Annotated in this window: 16 protein-coding genes; 9 read left to right on the top strand and 7 right to left on the bottom strand. The window is 72.3% G+C overall.

The window, feature by feature from the left end:
* Nucleotides 1–96: 96 nt before the first annotated feature.
* Nucleotides 97–525, bottom strand: coding sequence for an ATP-binding protein (locus tag ACRB68_RS17495; RefSeq protein WP_153533483.1), 429 nt, complete (start codon nucleotides 523–525; stop codon nucleotides 97–99).
* A gap of 321 nt (nucleotides 526–846) precedes the next feature.
* Between ACRB68_RS17495 and ACRB68_RS17490 the strand changes: the two genes are divergently transcribed.
* From ACRB68_RS17490 to ACRB68_RS17480, 3 genes are all read left to right on the top strand, one after another.
* Entirely contained in the window at nucleotides 847–1,722 is an 876-nt protein-coding gene (locus tag ACRB68_RS17490; protein ID WP_153533482.1) for a helix-turn-helix domain-containing protein, read from the top strand.
* A 1-nt stretch (nucleotide 1,723) separates the two neighbouring features.
* Nucleotides 1,724–1,918: a DUF397 domain-containing protein gene (locus ACRB68_RS17485; RefSeq protein WP_328594337.1), complete on the top strand. Its 195-nt coding sequence runs from the start codon at nucleotides 1,724–1,726 to the stop codon at nucleotides 1,916–1,918.
* A 75-nt stretch (nucleotides 1,919–1,993) separates the two neighbouring features.
* Entirely contained in the window at nucleotides 1,994–2,188 is a 195-nt protein-coding gene (locus tag ACRB68_RS17480) for a DUF397 domain-containing protein (RefSeq protein ID WP_153533481.1), read from the top strand.
* A gap of 229 nt (nucleotides 2,189–2,417) precedes the next feature.
* Here the strand turns inward: ACRB68_RS17480 and ACRB68_RS17475 are convergent, their stop codons facing one another.
* The 4 genes from ACRB68_RS17475 to ACRB68_RS17460 form a co-directional block, all read right to left on the bottom strand.
* Nucleotides 2,418–4,352 carry a WD40 repeat domain-containing serine/threonine protein kinase gene (locus tag ACRB68_RS17475; protein ID WP_153533480.1) on the bottom strand — a complete coding sequence of 645 codons (1,935 nt, stop codon included), beginning with the start codon at nucleotides 4,350–4,352 and terminating at the stop codon, nucleotides 2,418–2,420.
* Between the two features lie 153 nt (nucleotides 4,353–4,505).
* On the bottom strand, nucleotides 4,506–5,297 hold the full coding sequence (locus tag ACRB68_RS17470; RefSeq protein WP_207709718.1) for a hypothetical protein: 792 nt from the start codon (nucleotides 5,295–5,297) through the stop codon (nucleotides 4,506–4,508).
* Between the two features lie 249 nt (nucleotides 5,298–5,546).
* The gene (locus ACRB68_RS17465) at nucleotides 5,547–6,434 is read right to left on the bottom strand and encodes a metal-dependent hydrolase (protein WP_153533479.1); all 888 of its coding nucleotides are present in this window, start codon (nucleotides 6,432–6,434) and stop codon (nucleotides 5,547–5,549) included.
* Nucleotides 6,435–6,647: 213 nt separating this feature from the next.
* Complete coding sequence (locus ACRB68_RS17460) at nucleotides 6,648–7,199, bottom strand: CGNR zinc finger domain-containing protein (RefSeq protein WP_153533478.1); 552 nt, start codon at nucleotides 7,197–7,199, stop codon at nucleotides 6,648–6,650.
* 131 nt (nucleotides 7,200–7,330) lie between these two features.
* Between ACRB68_RS17460 and ACRB68_RS17455 the strand changes: the two genes are divergently transcribed.
* The 6 genes from ACRB68_RS17455 to ACRB68_RS17435 all read left to right on the top strand — a co-directional run bounded on the left by ACRB68_RS17455 (nucleotide 7,331) and on the right by ACRB68_RS17435 (nucleotide 17,652).
* Entirely contained in the window at nucleotides 7,331–8,614 is a 1,284-nt protein-coding gene (locus tag ACRB68_RS17455; RefSeq protein ID WP_194293352.1) for an MFS transporter, read from the top strand.
* An 848-nt stretch (nucleotides 8,615–9,462) separates the two neighbouring features.
* Nucleotides 9,463–12,081: a class IV lanthionine synthetase LanL gene (gene lanL / locus ACRB68_RS17450; RefSeq protein WP_207709717.1), complete on the top strand. Its 2,619-nt coding sequence runs from the start codon at nucleotides 9,463–9,465 to the stop codon at nucleotides 12,079–12,081.
* Nucleotides 12,082–12,089: 8 nt separating this feature from the next.
* Nucleotides 12,090–13,874: a S9 family peptidase gene (locus ACRB68_RS17445; RefSeq protein WP_194293351.1), complete on the top strand. Its 1,785-nt coding sequence runs from the start codon at nucleotides 12,090–12,092 to the stop codon at nucleotides 13,872–13,874.
* A gap of 5 nt (nucleotides 13,875–13,879) precedes the next feature.
* Nucleotides 13,880–14,035, top strand: coding sequence for a VenA family class IV lanthipeptide (locus ACRB68_RS40210; RefSeq protein ID WP_194293350.1), 156 nt, complete (start codon nucleotides 13,880–13,882; stop codon nucleotides 14,033–14,035).
* A 141-nt stretch (nucleotides 14,036–14,176) separates the two neighbouring features.
* On the top strand, nucleotides 14,177–15,946 hold the full coding sequence (locus ACRB68_RS17440; protein ID WP_153533474.1) for an ABC transporter ATP-binding protein: 1,770 nt from the start codon (nucleotides 14,177–14,179) through the stop codon (nucleotides 15,944–15,946).
* Nucleotides 15,943–17,652, top strand: a complete 1,710-nt coding sequence (locus ACRB68_RS17435) for an ATP-binding cassette domain-containing protein (protein ID WP_153533473.1) — start codon at nucleotides 15,943–15,945, stop codon at nucleotides 17,650–17,652. The genes ACRB68_RS17440 and ACRB68_RS17435 overlap by 4 nt, the downstream gene beginning before the upstream one ends.
* Here the strand turns inward: ACRB68_RS17435 and ACRB68_RS17430 are convergent.
* Both ACRB68_RS17430 and ACRB68_RS17425 read right to left on the bottom strand, forming a co-directional pair.
* The gene (locus tag ACRB68_RS17430; RefSeq protein WP_328594333.1) at nucleotides 17,637–18,851 is read right to left on the bottom strand and encodes a sigma-70 family RNA polymerase sigma factor; all 1,215 of its coding nucleotides are present in this window, start codon (nucleotides 18,849–18,851) and stop codon (nucleotides 17,637–17,639) included. The genes ACRB68_RS17435 and ACRB68_RS17430 overlap by 16 nt on opposite strands.
* Nucleotides 18,848–19,246 (bottom strand): YciI family protein, encoded by a 399-nt coding sequence (locus ACRB68_RS17425; protein ID WP_153533472.1) that lies wholly within the window; start codon nucleotides 19,244–19,246, stop codon nucleotides 18,848–18,850. The genes ACRB68_RS17430 and ACRB68_RS17425 overlap by 4 nt, the downstream gene beginning before the upstream one ends.
* Nucleotides 19,247–19,249 lie beyond the last annotated feature (3 nt).

Here is a 19,249-nt window from a genome sequence, read left to right as displayed (position 1 = left end):
TCCTAAATTCAGGAACCGGCCTCTTGCTCGTTCGCCCGCGAACACGTGGCGGCGGACCTTCAATGTCTCGGTCACAGCGGCCTGTCCCGGGACTGCCTATGCGCAGCACCGTGTGGGGAACGTGGCGCGGACGGTGCGGCCCCGGGCGTCGCCGGTCCACGACCAGGACGCGGTCAGGGCCTCGACGGTGAGCAGGCCCCGGCCGCCCTCGGCCAGGTCGATGATGTCCCGCAGGCGCGGCTCGCCCGGTCCGCCCTGGTCGGTGACGTAGACGATGACACCGGCCACGTCCATGCCGACCTCGACGGTGAACCGCCCGCCGTCGCGACCCGATCGGGTGTGCCGGACGGCATTGACGGCGAGCTCGTCCAGGACGAGGAGAACATCGTCCAGGCTCGGAAAGCCGGCCAGCAGATGCGCGGCGAACGCCCGGACAAGCCGGACCTGATCAGCCTTGCCGTGGAACACCCGCCGCCAGTACATCGACGCGGCGGACTCTGCCGGAACGGATTCGGCGAGCAACATTGATCACCCCACATGGACGGTCCGGTAAGACGCCTCCATGCTCAGTACGGACCACCGGTTCCCGCCCACGACTTCCATCATCCAGACGTCCGCCGCGCGGAAATCACGTGTGCGGCAGGGTCTTCCCGCAGGACGACGTACACGACCGTGAACGTTCACGAAGACGCACGTTCACCTCCGGAACTCAATGGACCGCAGCAGATCGTTCAAGGCATCCACGGCCGATGACACGTTCAGCGACCGTGTGATAACACAGAGCTGACGCGACGCCCCCGGCCAGCGTTCCCCCTGCCCACACCGGCCCTGACACGGAGGTCACCGGTGACCAGTCCCTTCGTCCGCCGGCAGCGCCTCGCCATGGAACTACGGACCCTGCGCGAACAGCGCGGCATCACCGCCGACGAGCTGTCCAAACTGATCTTCCGCTCCCGCACGACGATCTCCAAGCTGGAGAACGCCCGCTGCCGGCCGGACCTCGGCGATATCTCGAACATCCTCACCGCCCTCGGCGCCTCCCGCGAGGACGTCGAGAAGATCTTCGAGATCGCCCGCCAGGCCACCGCGCGCGGCTGGTGGGACGCCTATGGGGACACCATGGGCGCCCGGCAACGGATGTACGCCAACATCGAATCCGGCGCGTCCAGCATCCGCGAGTACCATCAGACCGCTCTTCCTGGTCTTCTGCAATGCCCCGAGTACCACTGGGCGCTTATCGACCTCGACAAGATCGAAGGCTCCACGATCAATTATGTGCCTGAGCAGAGCGTAGAAGCACGTCAGCGAAGACAGCAGACCGTCTTCAGGACCGGTGGCCCCAGATTTGAGGTCATCGTGGACGAGTTCGTCTTGAAGAGGCTGGCGGTTCCCCGGCCGGTCATGGTGACGCAACTTCGACACATGGTGCGGCTCGTAACCCACGAGCCGCGTTTCACCGTCCTGGTCCTACCGCTTGATGCCCAGGTCCCGCCGGGACGGCTTCCGGCATCCGCGTACACCATCTACTCGTTTCCCGACCCGGAAGACCCACAGCTGGTCGTTGCCGAGACCAGCAACTGCCTGGTTCACACAACCCTGGATGAAGTGACAGGGTATGAGCGTCTACACGACCGTCTCCGTGAGGCCGCGCTCCCCGCTCTGGAGAGCCTCTCTCTTCTGACGGATACGGCCGACCGGCTGAACGAACAGGCAGGTCCGTAACGTGAAGCAGCAGTACAGCGGCTGGCGCAAATCGACCCACAGCGTCCCGGATTCCAACTGCGTCGAAGTAGGCCGCTCCCCCCACGGCACCATCGGCGTGCGCGATACCAAGGAAGGTGACACCGGCCCCATCCTAGACTTCACCCTCAGAGAGTGGACCGCGTTCATGCAGGTCCTCCGCTCCGCAGACTCCTGAGGAACGAATACGTCTGGACCGTTGTGTGCGGTCCGCCCACTCCCGACTCTCTGAGAACAGGATCGGACCTCGCACATGACCACGCAGTACCTCATCTGGCGCAAGTCGAGCCACAGCGAGGCTAACGGAGCCTGCATCGAAGTCGCCCGTTCCCTCCACGGCAGCATCGGCGTACGGGACAGCAAGCAGCGCGGCACAGGCCCGATCCTCGACTTCACCCGTTCCGAATGGGTTGCCTTTCTCGGCACCGTCCGCTCGGCCAAGGCGTAGCAGCGACCAGCCGATCCGGCCGTTTGAGCGCCCGTTCGATAACCGCACCGTCCAGTGATCCATGGACTAGCGCGCATCGGCTTTCACGTCCGGCCAGATGAAATCCGGCACGAAGACCACGTCGGTCTCTTCCCCACAGGCCCGGGGAAAGAGGGGCCTCGGGGCGAGAAGAGGGTCCGGCCCGGCTCCGGAGCGGGCCGACCGCCCTGTGATGGGCCGGGCGTTCCGGTCAGAGGGTCCAAAGGCGGTGATCGCGGTAGCCGCCCCCGGCGAGGTAGCGGCCGTCGGGGGAGAAGGTGACGGCGACAAGGTCCTTGGCGGGATGGAATTCGTATTCCACGTTGCCGGAGTAGGAGTTGCAGACGCGAATCGCGGGGCGGCCGTCGATCCTGCCGCCGAACGCGACCATGTCCTCGGTCGCGGAGAAGGCGGCGGGGTAGATCGACGTGATGCCCGCCGGGGTGAACCGGGGGGCGTCGGAGAGCGGGGGACCAAGGCTCCAGACCTGGGTGGCCGCCGGCCCGACGGTCAGGAGAAGGTCGCCGCCGCGGGCCAGTCCGACCCTGAAGGCACTGACCTTGTCCAACCGGTGAACGCGTTTGTCGGCGGCGGTGTCCCAGACCTCGACCGGAGCGTCGGTACCGCAGATGGCCAGGAGCGGCTTGGTCTTGGCGAAGGAGACCGAGCTGGGGTTGCCGAATCCATGTTTGATCCTGCGGAGTTCCCGACGTGCCGCCACATCCCAGAGCCGGACGGTCTTGTCCCCGCGGGAAGTGGTGGCCAGCACGCCGTCGGCGGACCAGCTGATCGACTCGCAACGCTCTGAGTGCCCGCTGAGCGTGCCGAGTTCCTTCAGCGTGACGGGATCGACCAGACGGACCGTGCCGTCGTCACAACCCGCCGCGATGATTTTGCCGTCCGGGGAGAACGCCACGTCCCAGACCCCGGACCTGATGCTCTCGGCCGCCTTCTTCCGCTTCGTGGCGACCTCCCAGACGACCAGATATTCCTCGTCGCCGCCCTTCAGTCTCGTGCCTCCCGCGGCCAGCAACTTGCTGTCGGGCGAGAACGCCACCGCTCGCAGATCTCCGTTGTCGAAGCCGGGCAACCGCTCGCCGTCCCCGCCGTCCCGCAGCAAGAAGAACCCTCCGCCGGCGGCGGCAGCGGCGGCCCCCGCCAGGACCGCCGCGCCGCCCAGCAGCCCTCGCCGTGAGATCCCCGCCGGCCGTCTGCCGGCCGGAAAAGGCGGGCTCGCGTGGGGGCCGGACGCGGGCACGACCGGGGCCACACGGGACACCTGCTCGGCTCGCGGTGCGGTCGACCAGTCCGGCGAGGAGAGGGGCAGGGTGAGGGGCGGCCGGCCGGAGGGCGCGGTCAGGAGCGTGGTGAGTTCTGCAGGGGCGGGACGGGCGGCGGGATCCTTGGCGAGGCAGCGGGTCAGGTGGTCGAGCAGGTCGGCGGGGACTCCGGCCAGGTCGGGCTGCGACGTCGCGATCCGCATCACCATCGCTCCCACGCTCGGAGCGTCGAACGGGGCCTTCCCGGTGGAGGCGAACACCAGCACCCCGCCGAGGGAGAACACATCGCTCGCCGGACCTATCTCGTCCAGGCCGAGTTGCTCGGGCGACATGTAGGGGACGGTGCCCAGCATCATCCCCGTCGCCGTCATCGTCGCGGCGTCCAGAGCCCGCGCGATGCCGAAATCGATGATCCTGGGGCCGTCGGAGGAGACGATGATGTTCCCCGGCTTCAGATCCCGGTGGACCAGTCCCGCCGCATGGATCGCCCGCAGTCCCTCGGCGAGGCCCGCGCCGAGCCGCCTCACCTCCCGCGAACTCAACGGACCACGCTCTTTGACCAGGGTGTCCAGGGAGGGCCCGTCGACATAAGCGGTGACCATCCACGGCGGGGACGCCGCGGGATCGGCGTCCAGGAGCTGTGCGGTGTAGAAGCCGCTGACCCGCCGTGCCGCCGCGACCTCGGCGGCGAACCGCTGCCGGAACCTCGGGTCGGCCGCGTGTTCCCACCTGATCGTCTTGACCGCCACGGGCCGCCCGCCGGGCGAGGCCCCCAGATAGACCTGCCCCATGCCCCCGGCACCGAGCCGAGCGGTGATCTTGTAGTCGCCGACGAATGCGGGGTCGTCCTGCCGCAGCGGCTCCATGACGCCCCCACCTGTTCGACGATGCCGAGAACCGGGAGGCAGCCTAATAGACAGTCATGGCTTTCTGCTCATCCGCGTATCCCGGTAGCGCGGCGACCACCCGCCTCCAGACCGGTGTCGCCCAGACGCCGCGCTCGCGCGGCGGAGCCGGGCCTACGCGGGCGGCGCGGGGAATACGATCACCGAGCCGTCCTTGCCGCGGGCGATCTCGATCGCCACGTCCCTCGCGCGGCCGTCGGACGTGCTGCCGTCGCCCAGTCGGCGGATCCTGTGCGCCGCGCGCATCAGGCGCTCGACTTCAGCGGTCGTGAAGACGGGCCGCAACCCGGGTGGGCGTGTCAGCTCCAGCGCCGACAGGCGTACGAGGACACCGGCGATGCCCGGCTCCAGGTCGTCGAGGCGCTGCTGGTCGTCCTTGAGCCCGCGGATGAAGTTCTCGAACGGGTCGCCGGAGTCGCTCTGGGCATGCTCGACGGCCTGGAGGACGACGACCCGCCGCTTCAGCGCGATCGCCGGCGCGGCGAGTTCGAGGTGGCCGCGGAACTTACCCCCATGGTCGTCGGCGAGGCCGGGGAACGACTCGGTCAGCGTGCCGGTCTCGACGGGCGCGCCGCCGGGCAGCGCGTCGAGCGCGCTCTGCCACCCGGCGAGGCGGCGCTCGGCGGTGACCAGCGCCGTGCTGATGGCGTACGACGCGGAGTCCAGTCCCAGCGAGGCACCGACCTTGCCCTCGTCGAGCAGGATGGCGGTGGCTTTGCCAATGGCGTCGCGGCAGCCGTCGAGCCGGTTGCGCTCTTTCTTGATCTCGTCTGCGTCCGGTTGCTCCAGCAGTTCTGTGATGTGCTCGATGGCCTGCCGGCGCCCGCGCCGCCGACGATGCGGCCCGTTGAGTCCACGAGTGGCCCCCGGATTCCTCCGGCCACCGCCTTCGAGGTCATCGAGCAAACGATGCCTTTGCTGAGCTGGGTGGCGTGCTTCGCCAGAACCGCCAGCACGCCACGCAGTTCAGCCAGGCGCTCAGCCGTCATCGGCTCGTCCCGGACAGAGCGGGCACCCGGGCATCACCGGTCGCCGGCGTCCACACCCGAACCATTGCCGCGCGGTCGTCGGTCGTCGTCTCCCCTTGATCTCCGCCGAGAGCCCAAGGCCTGAACCGCGGTTGTCACTGCTGGAAAGGGGTTGTTTTCAGGGTTCTCACGCCGACTTGAGGGCGGCGGGGGACCTGGACAGGTAGTCGGCGGCCAGGCCCAGGTCGTGGACTTGGGACGGGTGGTGACGGGGGTCGAGGTAGACCTTGGCCTCGCGGAGGAGCAGGCTGAAGATCGGGGGGACGTGGCCGGCCCGGACCGATCGGCGGTACTGCTTCCACAGCTGCAGCTTGGTGGTCCTGCCGGTGATCGCTTTGTCCTGGCGGACGAGGTAGAGGGTGCCGGCGACCATGGCCCAGTAGAGGAAGAGCACCGTGACCGCCCAGGCGGCGGCGCGGGCGGGGTAGCCGCCGCCCAGCTGCTGGTAGACGTCGAAGACGACCGCGCGGTGCTCGACCTCCTCGGCGCCGTGCCAGCGGAACATGTCGAGCATGGTCGGGTCCGCGCCGGCGCGGTCCAGGGCCGTGTTGGTGAGGATCCACTGGCCCGAGACCGCGGTGTAGTGCTCCAGGGTGCAGATCGCGGCCAGCTCGAACAGGAGGGTGCGGCGGGCCTTGCGCGGCGACATCTTCGCCCGTTTGGCCGCGCGGTCGGCCAGGCCGGCGTTCATCTCGTCGGTGATCTTGCGGGTGTCGATGCCGTTGCTCTCCAGGAGCTTCTCCAGCACGTTCTGGTGCGAGTAGGCGTGCACGGACTCCTGGCCCATGAAGCCCTTGACCTCTTCGCGGAGGCGCTCGTCCTTGATGGCGGGCAGTGCCTCTTTGAGGGCCTGGATGAACCAGCGCTCACCCGCGGGCAGGATCGTGTGGAACGCGTTGAAGAAGTGCGCGCCCAGCGGGTCGCCGGGGATCCAGTGGACGGACGTCTGCTCCCAGTCGAAGGAGACCCGGCGCGGTTTGATCAGGGGATGACGCTCGTCGTAACGGGGTTGCATTCCAGGGAAGGTATTGACCGGCGCAGAACCGCACTATGCGGAAGACGAGCGTGCGAACCTCTTGAGTCCTGCCGGTCGTGACAAGGAGTCCGGGCACGGCCCTTGACCTCTGTGTCTTCCCCGATCCGCTCGTTTCGGTCGGCCGTTCCTGGCCAACGGGCATGGTGCGTATGACGCGGGGCTTCCAGGTGATGAGGTGCCGGGCTGGGTCTCTCAGCGGTTACGTGAATAGTGCCGCTGGGCCTTGGCCCGGTTGCCGCAGACCGCCATCGAGCACCACTGCCGGTTCCTCTTGGGCGAGGTGTCCAGGAACCGGATCCCGCAGTCGGTCGCGCCGCAGATCTTCACGTGGCCGCGAGCCCGGCCGGCGACCAGCGCGATCGCCAACCGGGCGATCGTGGCGATCGCCTGCGTGGCGGTGTCCGTGGTCGGGACGGTCACCGTCACCCGATCGGCTGCCAGGGCGAGCACCGGCTCGGTGTACTGCCGGGCGCAGCGGTTGATCACCGCGATGTCGGCCTCGGTGATCTCGGGATGGCCGTCCGGCGAGACGAGCGCGTGGACCGCCTCCCGCAAGCGCGCGATCTTGCGCAGGTGCGCCTGCGTCACCTCGGCCGGCCGGGCGCACAGGCCCGCGGCGGCCAGCCACCCGGCCAGCTCCCCGGGCGTGGCGATCAGGTCGACGGGCTCGATCTTCCGGCGGCGGACCGTGTTGACCAGGTCGATCGCCGGGTGCCCGTCCAGGAACCAGTCCAGTTTCGCCATCACACGTCCTTGCACCGCGTCGCCGGACCCTGGGCCGGAATCCGGATTCTAACCCCATGTTACGGTTAGAAAGCGGATCGCTCCAAGGACGTGGTGGCCGGTCGGCAACCCGGAGAACCAGGGAGAACGCCTTGACGGTTCGGACAGCCGCGCTTCCGCGCAGCGAACGGCACACCCTCCGGAACAGGAAGTTCTCGTTCTTCGTGACGATGGCGGCACTGACCACCGTCATCGCCTCCACGACGATGCCGACTCCGTTCTACGGCGCCTACAGCCGCGAACTGCGATTATCGAACCTGCAGGTCACCGAGGTTTACGCCATCTACGCGTTCGGCATCGTGGCGGCCCTGGTGCTGTTCAACTCGTTCTCCGGCGCCTTCGGCCGCAGGCCCCTGCTCCTGATCGGCCTGGCGTGCTGCCTGGCCTCGGACATCGTGTTCCTCGACGTGCGCTCGATCGGCTGCCTGTACGCCGCCCGGGTGCTGTCGGGTCTCGCCGCCGGCGTCTTCATGGGGACCGCGACGGTCGCGGCGCTCGAACTCGCCCCCGAGCCGATGAAGAAGCACGCCACGGTGTGGGCGACCGCCGCCACCGTCTTCGGGCTCAGCCTCGGGCCCGTGTACAGCGGGATCATCACCGGTGTCTCGGCCCACCCCGAACGCGACGTCTACCTCGGCCACCTCGTGGTGGCGGCGGCCGCGGTCCTGGCGCTGCTGGCATCGGCCGAGCCGCTGCCGCGGGACCGCCGCGTGCCGTTCGCCTGGAGCCCGCCCGTGCCTCCTTCGCGGGCACGGCGGGAGTTCTTCGGGCTCTCCCTCATCGGGTCGTCGGGGCTCGCCGCGTTCGGGCTGCTCGCCGGGCTGACACCGGCCATCCTCGGGCAGATCTACTCGTCCCGGAGCGGGCCGGCCGCCGGGCTGATCGTCGGAGGCGCCTTCGCCGCGTCGGCGGTGTCCCAGCTCCTGCTCCGCGACATCGCGGTGCCGCGCGGGATGCGCGCCGGCGTCACGCTGGTCTGCGCCGGCCTGGCGATCCTGGCGCTCGGGGTGCTCACGAAGTCCGAGCCGGTCTACGTGACCGCGGCCGTGACCATCGGGCTCGGGCAGGGGCTCACCATGTCCCGCGTCGTCCGGGTCGTCTCCCGTTCGGTGGACGCGGCCAGGCGGGTCGGCGTCGTCAACTTCTTCTATGTCGTCGTCTACACCGGGGCGGCGATCCCCGTGATCGCGGTCCCGTTCCTGGAGGACCTCGCCGGGCTCGCGAACTCGACCTACCTCTTCTGCGGGTTCTCGCTCGTCCTCTGCCTCGCGGGCCGGCTCCTCACCCGTGACGGGGCCGCTTCGCCTCAGGAGTGCGGCTCCGCGCAGGGAGCCGTTCCAGCGCGGGCGGTCTCGGGCCGCGACCTCCGTTGGTGAGCGGTCCTTGGTCCAGCGGTCAGGGCTGTGGGTCGTGACCGCCGGACGGCTCCGGGGAGCGCTTCTCTGGCGGTCTGCGCTCGCCGGGGCCTGTGTCTTCCTGACGGGCGGCAGCCGGCTGGACGCGTCTTGGGCTGAGAGTGTTCGGCTCGGTACCAGGGGTGATGCGAAACAGCTCCCGGGCCATGCCATGGGCCGCTTTTTCGGCGTTATTGGATCGTGCAAAGTGACCGATGGATTGCGGGGCAGGGCGGCTGCTTTCTTCGGGCAGAAATGATCAAAGGCGGGGCCGGACCGGGGGCGGCTCTGCCGGTTCATTAGCACTTTCGGGCAAATCAGGACATTTCGTGGCGTTCTTTGAGGTGAGAGCACGGGAACGGCGCGGAGCGGTGGCCGGCGGGGCGGCGGCTTCGGCCACCGGAAAGCCGCGCGGGTCGTTTCCGGATGGAAACTTCTTTGTCACTATTTTGCCGAAGAAAGAGTTGGATGTGACCTGACGTCAAGGGGGTAGGCGGTCCTGATGTGGACACCAGACCGCCTCATACGCCCCACGAGTCACACGCGTAACAGACGGGATCGTTCTTTCGCGAATTCCCTATCAAGCCGATAGGACTTCCAGGTAAATAGCCTCTGGATTTCCCTCCCGGACCGTGGTTACCGTGTCACCGTTCGACGCAAGAGAGGCCGGCGGGTCCGGCGGAAAAGGACCTGGTCCTGATCTTCCCGCCCACCTCTCCAGCGGATCTCTCGGGACACAATGGGAGTGGAGATCCTTCATGGTGGATTTCAATTTCAGTATCTTCAGCGCGCCCTCGGCCGCTGATACTGGAGACACCACTCTCGTTGACGTGCTCGAGCGGGCGGCTGGGGCCGAGCGGTGGCGGAGCGGGCGCTCGGGCATCTGGTACACCCTCGCCCCCGAGGGGGTGCCGCAGCGCGCACAGGGCTGGAAGCTGCATGTTTCCGCCACGCCGGCGTCCGCGCCGGAGGTGCTCGCCCGCTCGCTGGAGGTGCTCCTGGCGGCGGGGTCGGCGTTCAAGTTCGCCGCCACCATCGACCACGTCGCGGCGCTCAACGCGCGCAACACCTCGCGCGGCCATTCGGGAAAGTTCATCACGGTCTATCCCGAGAGCGACGACGAGGCCGTCCGGCTGGCGGCAGAACTGCACCGGGCGACGGAAGGGCTCGCGGGGCCGCGGATTCTTTCCGACCGGCCCTACGCTCAGGGCAGCCTGGTCCATTATCGCTACGGCGCATTCGTCGAAGAGCGGCGGATCACCAATGACGGTTTCTACGCCTGGACGATTCTCGATCCGGACGGCAATCCGGTCGAGGACCGGCGCGCCGGCACCTATACGCCTCCCTCTTGGGCGACCTGCCCCTTCCCCGGTAACGCAAAGGACGTCACCCCGCGGCCACGCCAGGTCATGCTCGCCAAGCGCTTCGCGGTCCGCGAGGCCATCCGGCACACCAACAAGGGCGGAGTTTATCGCGCCCAGGACACCGGGACCGGCGAATCGGTGGTCATCAAGGAGGCGCGTCCCCATGTCGCCGCCGACCGGCAGGGGCGGGACACCCGGGACCGGCTGCGGGCCGAGCTGCGGGCGCTGGAAAAGGTGCAGGGGCTGGGTTTGGCGCCGCGTCCCGTCGAATTGTTCACCGAGGGCGGGCACCTTTTCCTCGCGCTGGAGATGATCCAGGGAGTGCCGCTGCGCGAATGGGTCGCGCGTTCCATCGGCGAGGCCGGCTGGGGCGACCACCTCGCCCCGGCGCTGGAGATGGCGCGCCGGCTGACGGGCCTGATGATCGAGGCGCACGGCGCCGGGCTCGTGCTGCGCGACTTCAACCCCAACAACGTCATGGTGCGCCCGGACGGCACCCCCGTCCTGATCGACCTGGAGCTGGCCGCGGTCGCCGGCGACCCCGAGGACGTCCCGCTGCGGGCGGGCACCCCCGCCTTCAGCGCGCCCGAGCAGCTGGAGGGCGCGGAGCCCGACGCCTCGGCCGACCACTACAGCCTCGGCGCGACGCTGTGCTACGTCCTCACCGGCGCTCCGCCCTACTTCCTGGACGAGCGGCCGCAGGGCAGGTCCCTGACCGAGCGCCTCACCGAGTGGCTGGCCGCGCGCACCCGCGATCTGGAGCTGCCCGAGGGCCTGGTGGCGATGCTCACCGGCCTGATGGCGGACGATCCCGGGCTGCGGTGGACGCCGGAGCAGGCCCGCGAGGTGCTGGCGCCCTCGGTGCCGGCAACCGTCGCCCCGGCCGAGGCCCGCCGGCCGGTGGAGACGTGCGACCAGGCCATCGCCGGGATCACCGAGCACCTGCTCGCCTCCATGGACCCCGGTTCGGCGCACGCGCTCTGGCCGATGTCCTGCGCGCACGGCGCTCCCGACCCGTGCTGCCTGCAGCACGGCGCCGCGGGCGTCCTCGGGGCCCTGGTGCAGTGCATGCGGTTCTCCGCGGACCCGCGGCTGCCGGACGCGGTCGACGTCGCGTCCCGCTGGATCCTCAAGCGGCTCGAGGCCGACGCCCACCGGCCGCACGGCCTGTACTTCGGCACGGCCGGCGCGGCGTGGGCGCTGCTGGAGGCGGGCCTGGCGCTCGGCGACGACGGGCTGGCCGACGACGCCATCGCCGTCGCCGAGGGGCTTCCGGCCGCGGTCGCCGGCCCCGACATCACTCACGGGACCGCCGGCATCGGCCTGACCGCCCTGCACTTCCACGCCCGCACCGGGCGGGCGCGGTTCGCCGAGCTCGCCGACGCCGCCGCCGACGCGCTGGCGGCCTCGGCCGAGGAGCGGGCGGGCGCGCTGGTCTGGAGCACCCCGGCCGACGCCGACTCCAAGCTGGCCGGCAAGTCCTACTACGGGTTCGCGCACGGCGTCGCGGGCGTCGGCTACTTCCTGCTGGCGACCGGCCGCGACGACTGCCGGGAGCTGGCGGTCCGGGTCGGCGACGACCTGCTGGACGTCGCGGTCGTCACACCGCGGTCGGCCATGTGGGGCGCCGGAAGCGGAGACGCGCCCACCGCCCCGTACTGGTGCCACGGCGCGTCGGGCATCGGGGGCTTCCTGGCCCGGCTCGGCGCGGACACCGGGAACGCGCGCTTCCTCGACGCCGCCGCGCTCGCCGCCCGCGCGGTGAGCGACCAGTCATGGCGCGCGGTGCTGGGCCAGTGCCACGGCCTGGCGGGCAACGGCGACTTCCTGCTCGACATGGCCGCGCTCACCGGCGACGAGCGGTACCGGGCCGATGCCTGGCGGCTCGGCGAGATCATCCTGGCCGGCCGCGCGCACCGCGGCGACCGGGTGGTGTTCTCCGACGAGCAGGGCGACGTCTCGGCGAGCTGGGGCGACGGCGTGAGCGGGGTGCTGGCCTTCCTGACGCGGCTGCGGCACGGCTCGCCGCGGCTGTGGACCGCCGACGCCGCGCGGGTCGCGGCCGTCCCGGGGCGGGTGTCATGAGGGCGCCCGTGCTGAGGGACACCGTGCCCGGCCTTCCCGAGGTCCCCGTCCGGTTCGGCTTCGCCTTCTCGGCCGACGGCCGCTGGGCCACCTGCCTGAACGCCGCCGGCGACCGGGTCGCGCTGGAGCGCTGGAGCCTGGACGGCGCGGTGCCGGCCCGGCGGGTGGTCGGCGCCGCCGACCGCGACAGCCGGCCGCTGCCGCTGAACGACGGCCGCGTCCTGGTGGCGCGCACCGCGCCCGGCGGCGGGCACGGCTCGGTCGTCGCGCTGCCGGACGGGACACGGACCTGGCCCGTCTCCGCCATGCTCGCCGGATACCTGCTGGCAAGCCCGGGATCGCCGCAGACGGTGGTCCTGGTGACCGTGGAGGACGAGCGGCACTCGCGGATCTGGGCCCTGTCCGACGCCTCCCTGGAGCCCGTCCTGCGCATCCCCGGCGTGCTGTCGGGCGGCGTCTGGCTCGACGAGGGCAACCTGCTGGCGTTCGACCACGCCGGCCTGGAGCACCGCGCCGACGGCATCGTGGTCGACCTGCGCGAGCGCACCTGGCGCCGCGTCTGGTCGGTCTCCGACACCACGACGGACCGGATCGCCGCCTGCAGCAGGCGGGCGCGGGTCCTGGCGGTGACCACCGGCGTGCCCGGCGGGCAGCGGATCGGGCTGTGGTCGCCCGGCGGCGGGCCGGTGCGGTTCCCCGAGGCCCTCAACCGGTCCGGGTTCGCCCGGACCCCCCTGACCTTCGACGAGTCCGGCGAGCACCTGCTGGTCAGCGAGGTCTGCGGCGCCACGACGCGGCTGCTGGTGCACACCCCGGCGGGTGACCGCGTCGAGCCGGTGGCCGGCCCGCCCGGCACGCTGTGGCCGCCGGCGTCCTGGACGGGCGAGCGGATCCACGTGCGCTTCTCGGCCCCGCACCAGCCGCCGACGCTGGCGACGGTGCACCGCCGCGCGCGCTCGGGCTGGTCGCTGGCCCGGCAGGCGCCGGACCCCATGACGGCCTGGGCGGACGCCGACCTGGTCGAACTGCCCGGCCCGGACGGGCCGATCGAGGCGATCGTCTACGGCGGCCCCCGCTGGCGGGAGTGCCCCCGCGTGGTGCTGGCGCTGCACGGCGGCCCCCTGGCGGCCTGGCGGTTCGAGTTCGAGCCGCTCTTCCAGCACCTGGCGCTGGCCGGCGTCGCGGTGGTGGCCCCCAACTACCGGGGCAGCACCGGCTACGGCGAGCAGCACATGCGCGCGGTCGTCGGCGACTGGGGCGGCCCCGACCTGGCGGACGTCGTCCACCTCGGGCGCGCCGTCGCCGGGCCGCGCCGGGAGGCCGGCCTGCCCGGCCCGCTCCTGCTCGGCGGCAGCTACGGCGGCTATCTGGCGCTGCTGGCGGCCTGCCGCAGCCCGCGGACCTGGTCGGGATGCGTGGCGCTGGCGCCGTTCACGTCCCCCGCCGGCCTGCACCGCGACGCCGACGCCCCGGTCCGGGACCGGGTGGCGCGGCTGAACGGGCCGGGCGACGACGAACGGCGCGACGTCCTGCGCGAATGCGCGGCGCTCACGGCGCCGCTGCTGCTGGCGCACGGGACCCGGGACGAGCTCATCCCCGTCGCGCAATCCCGGGCGCTTCGCAAGCGCCTCCTCGAACTCGGCAGGACCGAAGGGATCGACTTCGACTACCTCGAGGTCGACGACGGCCACACCGCCGTCGTCCAGGCATGGCCCTCGGACCTGCGGACGAACCTGGTCCGCTTCTGCCTCGCGGCGGAGCGGATCGCGGCGACCGGACAGGAGAGGAGGTGAACCAAATGGACATCTTCGAAGGTGACCTCGTGGCGGCTCTGCAGGAGCTCCCCGAGACCGACCCGATCGAGATCGAGGGCATCCAGCTCGGCGGCACGTGCGCGTGCGTCGGCCTGCTGACCCTGCTGAACACCGTGTGCGTCGGCATCTCCTGCGCGTGATGCCGCACACATGCGGGCCCGGGAACAGTGAGTGACCCCGGTCCGCAGACACCGGACACGGGCCGGCCGGAAGGCCGGTCCGTGTCCGGACCCACTTTCACTGTAACCGACGTGCGCCGAAAGGGAACGGAGCCGACGAGCGTGCCCGCCGACACCGATGAAGAGCCCGCTCCGCTCGCCGGCACGCAGGCCGCCCCCGCCGCGCAGCGCGCCGCGGGCAGGCGGCTGCTGCGCGCCGCCGCCGGCCGCACCCGCGCGCTCATGGCCCTGCTGGCGGTGTGCACCGCCGTCCGCGTCGCGGCGACGCTGGCGACGCCGGTCATGCTGGCCCGGGCGATCGACGCCGTCCGCACCGGTGAGCGCCTCGGCGCCGCCGTCGCCGGGCTGGCCCTCGTGCTCGCCGTCGCCGCCGCCGCCGACGCCGGCGAGGAGCTGGCGGGCTCCTACTGCGGCAGCCGCATCACCGCCTGGCTGCGGCACCGCCTGACCGGGCGGGTGCTGGAGCTCGGCGTGCCCGGCCAGCGGCGCTTTCCCGCCGGGGACGTGCTCTCCCGGCTCACCGAGAGCGCGGGCGGCCCGGCCGCCTTCCCGGTCCTGCTGGTGTCGGCGGCGGCGGCGCTGGTGACCACGGCGGGCGCGGTGACGGCCCTCGCCCTGATCGATTGGGCGCTCGCGGTGGCGTTCGTGCTCGGCGTGGTCCCTGTGGTGGTGGTGCTGCGCGTCTTCGTCGCCCAGGCCACCGAGCCGTTCGCGGACTACCAGCGGTGCCAGGCCGAGATCGCGACCCGGCTGCTGGACGCCCGGCAGGGCGCCCGCACGATCCGGGCCGGCGGCACCGCGGGCCGCGAGGCGGTGCGGATCCTGCAGCCCCTGCCCCGGTTGCGCGAGGCCGGGCAGCGCACCTGGGCGGTGCAGGGACGGGTGAGCCGGCGGCTCGCGCTGCTGGCGCCGCTGCTGCAGATCCTGGTGGTCGGCGTCGCCGGGGCGCGGCTCGCGGCGGGCGGCATCACCACCGGGCAGCTGGTGGCGGCCGCGTCCTACACCTCCCTGGCCATCGGCTCGGCGGCGCTGTTCGATACCTTCGTCGCCCTGGTGAACTGCCAGGTCGGCGCCGGGCGGGTGGCGGAGGTCCTGGCGGCCGAGCCGGCCGTCCGGCCGTGCCCGGACCCGGTGCCGCTGCCGGACGGGCCGGGCGCGCTGCGGCTGCGGCAGGTGACGGTCCGGATCGGCGGCCGTGCCGTGCTCGACCATCTCGACCTGACCGTGCCGCCAGGGACATGTGTCGCGGTCGTCGGCGCGTCGGGGACCGGCAAGAGCGTGCTGGTGGCGACGATCGGGCGGCTGCTGGACCCCGACGAGGGCGGCGTCGAGCTCGACGGCGTCCCGGTCGACCGCGTCGAGCTCGCACAGCTGCGCCGTGCCGTCGCCTACGCCTTCGAGCGCCCGGCGCTGCTCGGCGCCACCGTCCACGACATGATCGCCTACGCGCGGCCGGACGCGACCCGCGCGCAGGTGCGGGAGGCGGCCCGGACGGCGGCCGCCGACGGCTTCGTCCGGGCCCTGCCGGCCGGCTACGACACCCCGCTGGACCGCGCGCCCATGTCCGGCGGGGAGCTGCAGCGCCTCGGCCTCGCCCGCGCCGCCCTGGCCGACGCCCGCGTCCTGGTCCTCGACGACGCCACCAGCAGCCTCGACACCGCCACGGAGATGAAGGTGACCCAGGCGCTCCGCGCCCTGCTGACCTCCCGCACCAGCCTGGTGGTGGCGCGCCGCCCGGCCACGGCCGCCCGCGCGGACCTGGTGGCCTGGCTGGACGCCGGCCGGATCCGCGCCCTGGCGCCCCACGCCGAGCTGTGGCCCGACCCCCGCTACCGGGCGGTCTTCTCCGCCGACGCCGAAACCGCCGCATGACGCCCGCGCTCCTGCTGCTGCGCGCCCACCTCGCCGGGCGGGGCCCGGCGCTGCGCCGCCTCGCCGCCTGGTCGGCCCTGGAGAGCCTGCCGGTGTTCGCCTCCGGCCTGCTGCTCGCCCGGGCCGTCGACCAGGGGTTCCTGGCGCACCGGCCCGCCGTCGGCATGGCGTGGCTGGCCGCGCTGGCCGTCCTGCACGTGCTCGGCGCCTTCGGGACCGGCCGCGTCTACCCCTGGCTCGCCGCGACCGTCGAGCCGATGCGCGACTCGCTGGTCTCCGACGTCGTCGCCGCCGCGCTGCGCCGCACGCTGAACGAGAGCACCGGCGCGGCGGGCGCGGGGGTCTCCCAGGTCACCGAGCAGGCCGAGGCCGTGCGGGCGCTGCTCGGCACCGCGCTGCGCAACGTGCGGCAGCTGCTGACGGCCGGTGTCGCCGCGCTGCTCGGGCTCGCGCTGCTCTCCCCGCCGCTGGCCCTCGCCATCGGCCTGCCCGTCGTGCTCGCGCTGGCGGTGTTCGTCGCGTTCCTGGGGGTGCAGGTCCGCCGCTACCGGGCCGTCATCCGGCACGCCGAGCGCATCGGCGAGTCCGCGGGCGCGGTCGTGCAGGGCGTACGCGACGTCGTCGCCTGCGCCGCCGAGGACCGCGCGGCCGCCACGGTCGCCGAGCCGATCGACGCCCAGGCCGCCGCGCTGCGCTCTTTCGCCCGGTCCCGCCTGGTCCGCCTGCCCGTGCTCGTCCTCGGCGTGCACCTGCCGCTGCTCACGCTGCTGATGCTGTCGCCCTACCTGACCGCGCACCACCGGCTCACCGCCGGGGAGATCGCGGGCGGCGTCGGCTACCTGGTCACCGGGCTGCAGCCGGGGATCGTCCTGCTGGTCGACGCCGGCGGCACGCTCCTGCTCAGCCTCGCGGTGATCCTCGGCCGGCTCGCCGAGGTCTGCGCCGAGCCCGGCGGGACGCGCCCGGCCGGCCTGCTGCTCACCGCCTCCTCCTTCGACATCGAGGCCGACCACGTCACGTTCGCCTACTCCCCTGAGGCCGAGCCCGTCCTCGCCGGCCTGTCCCTGCACGTCCCCGAGGGCACCCACCTGGCCGTCGTCGGGCCGAGCGGCACCGGCAAGTCGACGCTCGCCAACGTGCTCACCGGCCTCGCGCACCCGCAGCGGGGCCGCGTCACGCTCGGCAAGGTGCCGCTGCCCCGGCTCGACCCGGCGCAGCTGCGGACGGCCGTCACGCTCATCCCGCAGGAGAGCTACGTCTTCGCCGGGACCGTGCGGGAGAACCTCGCCTACCTGCGGCCCCACGCCACCGCCGCGCAGCTGGACGAGGCCGTCCAAGCGGTGGGGCTGACCGGGCTGCTCGGCCGGCTCGGCGGGTACGAGGCCGAGATACCGCCCGGCGGCGGCTCGCTGTCCCATGGGGAGCGCCAGCTGATCACGCTGGCCCGCGCGTACCTGTCCCCCGCGCCCGTCGTCATCCTGGACGAGGCCACCAGCCACCTGCACCCCGCCGCGGAGGCGCGCGCGGAGCGGGCCCTGGCCGACCGCGGCGGCACGCTCGTCGTCATCGCGCACCGCATCAGCTCCGCCCAGCGGGCCGGGCAGGTGCTGCTCCTCGGCGGCCCGGCGCCGCTGCTCGGGACGCATGACACGCTGCTCGGCGACAGCCCCCTCTACGCCGAGCTGGTCGGTCACTGGCGGTCGTGAGCGAGGCGGGCCGCGCGGGTGGTGAGATGGTCGCGTTCGGGGGCGTTCGTCGCGCGTGCGGCGGCGGCCCGGTAGTCGGCCAGGGCCGCCTCGCGGTCACCGGCCATCTCGCGTAGATGCGCCCGCGCCGCGTAGAAGCGGTGGTGGGCGGCGAGGGGTTCGGCGAGGGGTTCCAGGAGGCTCAGGCCGGCGGCGGGGCCGTCGGCCATGGCCACCGCGACGGCGCGGTTCAGCGTGACCAGCGGATTGTCCGACATGCGCTCCAGCAGGCCGTACAGGGCCGCGATCTGCGGCCAGTCGGTGTCCGCGGCGGACGGGGCCTCGTCGTGCAGGGCGGCGACCGCCGCCTGGAGCTGGTAGGGGCCGGCCGCGCCGCGGGCGAACGCTGCCGTGATCAGGGCGGTGCCCTCGGCGATGGCGGCGGCGTCCCAGCGGGAGCGGTCCTGCTCGGCCAGCGGGACGGGCAGGCCGTGGGCGTCGGTGCGGGCGTCCCGGCGGGCGTCGGTGAGCAGCATGAGGGCGAGCAGGCCCGCGACCTCGGGGTCGCCGGGGAGCAGGGCGTGCGCGGTGCGGGTCAGCCGGATCGCCTCGCGGGACAGGTCGGCGCGCCGCAGGTCCGCGCCCGCCGACGGCGCGTAGCCCTCGTTGAACATCAGGTAGAGGACGTGCAGGACCGCGGCGAGGCGGCCCGCGCGCTCGGCCGGCCCCGGCATCCGGAACGGCACGCCGGACGCCTTGACGCGCTGCTTGGCCCGGCTGATCCGCTGCGCCATCGTCGCCTCGGGCACCAGGAACGCGCGGGCGATCTCGGCGGTGGTGAGGCCGCCGACCGAGCGGAGGGTGAGGGCGATCGCCGACGCCGGCGTCAGGGACGGGTGGCAGCAGAGGAACAGGGTGACCAGGGTGTCGTCGTGGGCGGGCGCGGCGGGCCCGGGGTCCGCGCGGGCGGCCTTCTCCTCGCGGCGGCGGCGGGCCTGCTCGTTGCGGATCTGCTCGATCAGCCGGCGGTGCGCGACCTGGACGAGCCAGCCGCGCGGACTGTCCGGGACGCCCTCTTTCGGCCACTGCGCGGCGGCGGCGAGCAGGGCCTCCTGGACGGCGTCCTCGGCGGCGTCGAAGTCCCCGGACCGGCGGGTGAGCACGCCGACGACCTGCGGCGCGAGGTCGCGCAGCAGGTCCTCGACCGCTCCTGGTGTCACAGCTCGTCGGGCGGGCCGGCCATGACCTGGCGGACCTCGATCGGCATGTTCAGCGGTTTGCCGCCGGGACCGGGCGCGGCGGAGTGGCGGGCGGCGAGCTCGACGGCGCGCCCGGGCGAGTCGACGTCGACGATCCAGTAGCCGACCAGGAACTCCTTGGTCTCGGCGAACGGCCCGTCGGTGACGACGGGGGCGCCGCCGTCGCCCGCCCGCACCACCTTGGCCTGGGCGGGATCGGCGAGGCCCTGCGCGTCGACGAACTCCCCGTCCGCGACGAGCCGCTCGTTGGCCTCGTGCATGAAGCCGATATGGGCCTTGATCTCGTCCTGGGACCAGGTGTCCATGGCCGGGATGCCGCTGTCCGGGCCGAACTGCATCAACAGCATGTACTTCATGTC

The sequence above is a fragment of the Actinomadura macrotermitis genome (assembly GCF_009604375.1).
Classification (GTDB): domain Bacteria; phylum Actinomycetota; class Actinomycetes; order Streptosporangiales; family Streptosporangiaceae; genus Spirillospora; species Spirillospora macrotermitis.
Note: the sequence above shows the minus strand (reverse complement) of the source record. Positions and strands in the feature narration are given on the sequence as shown.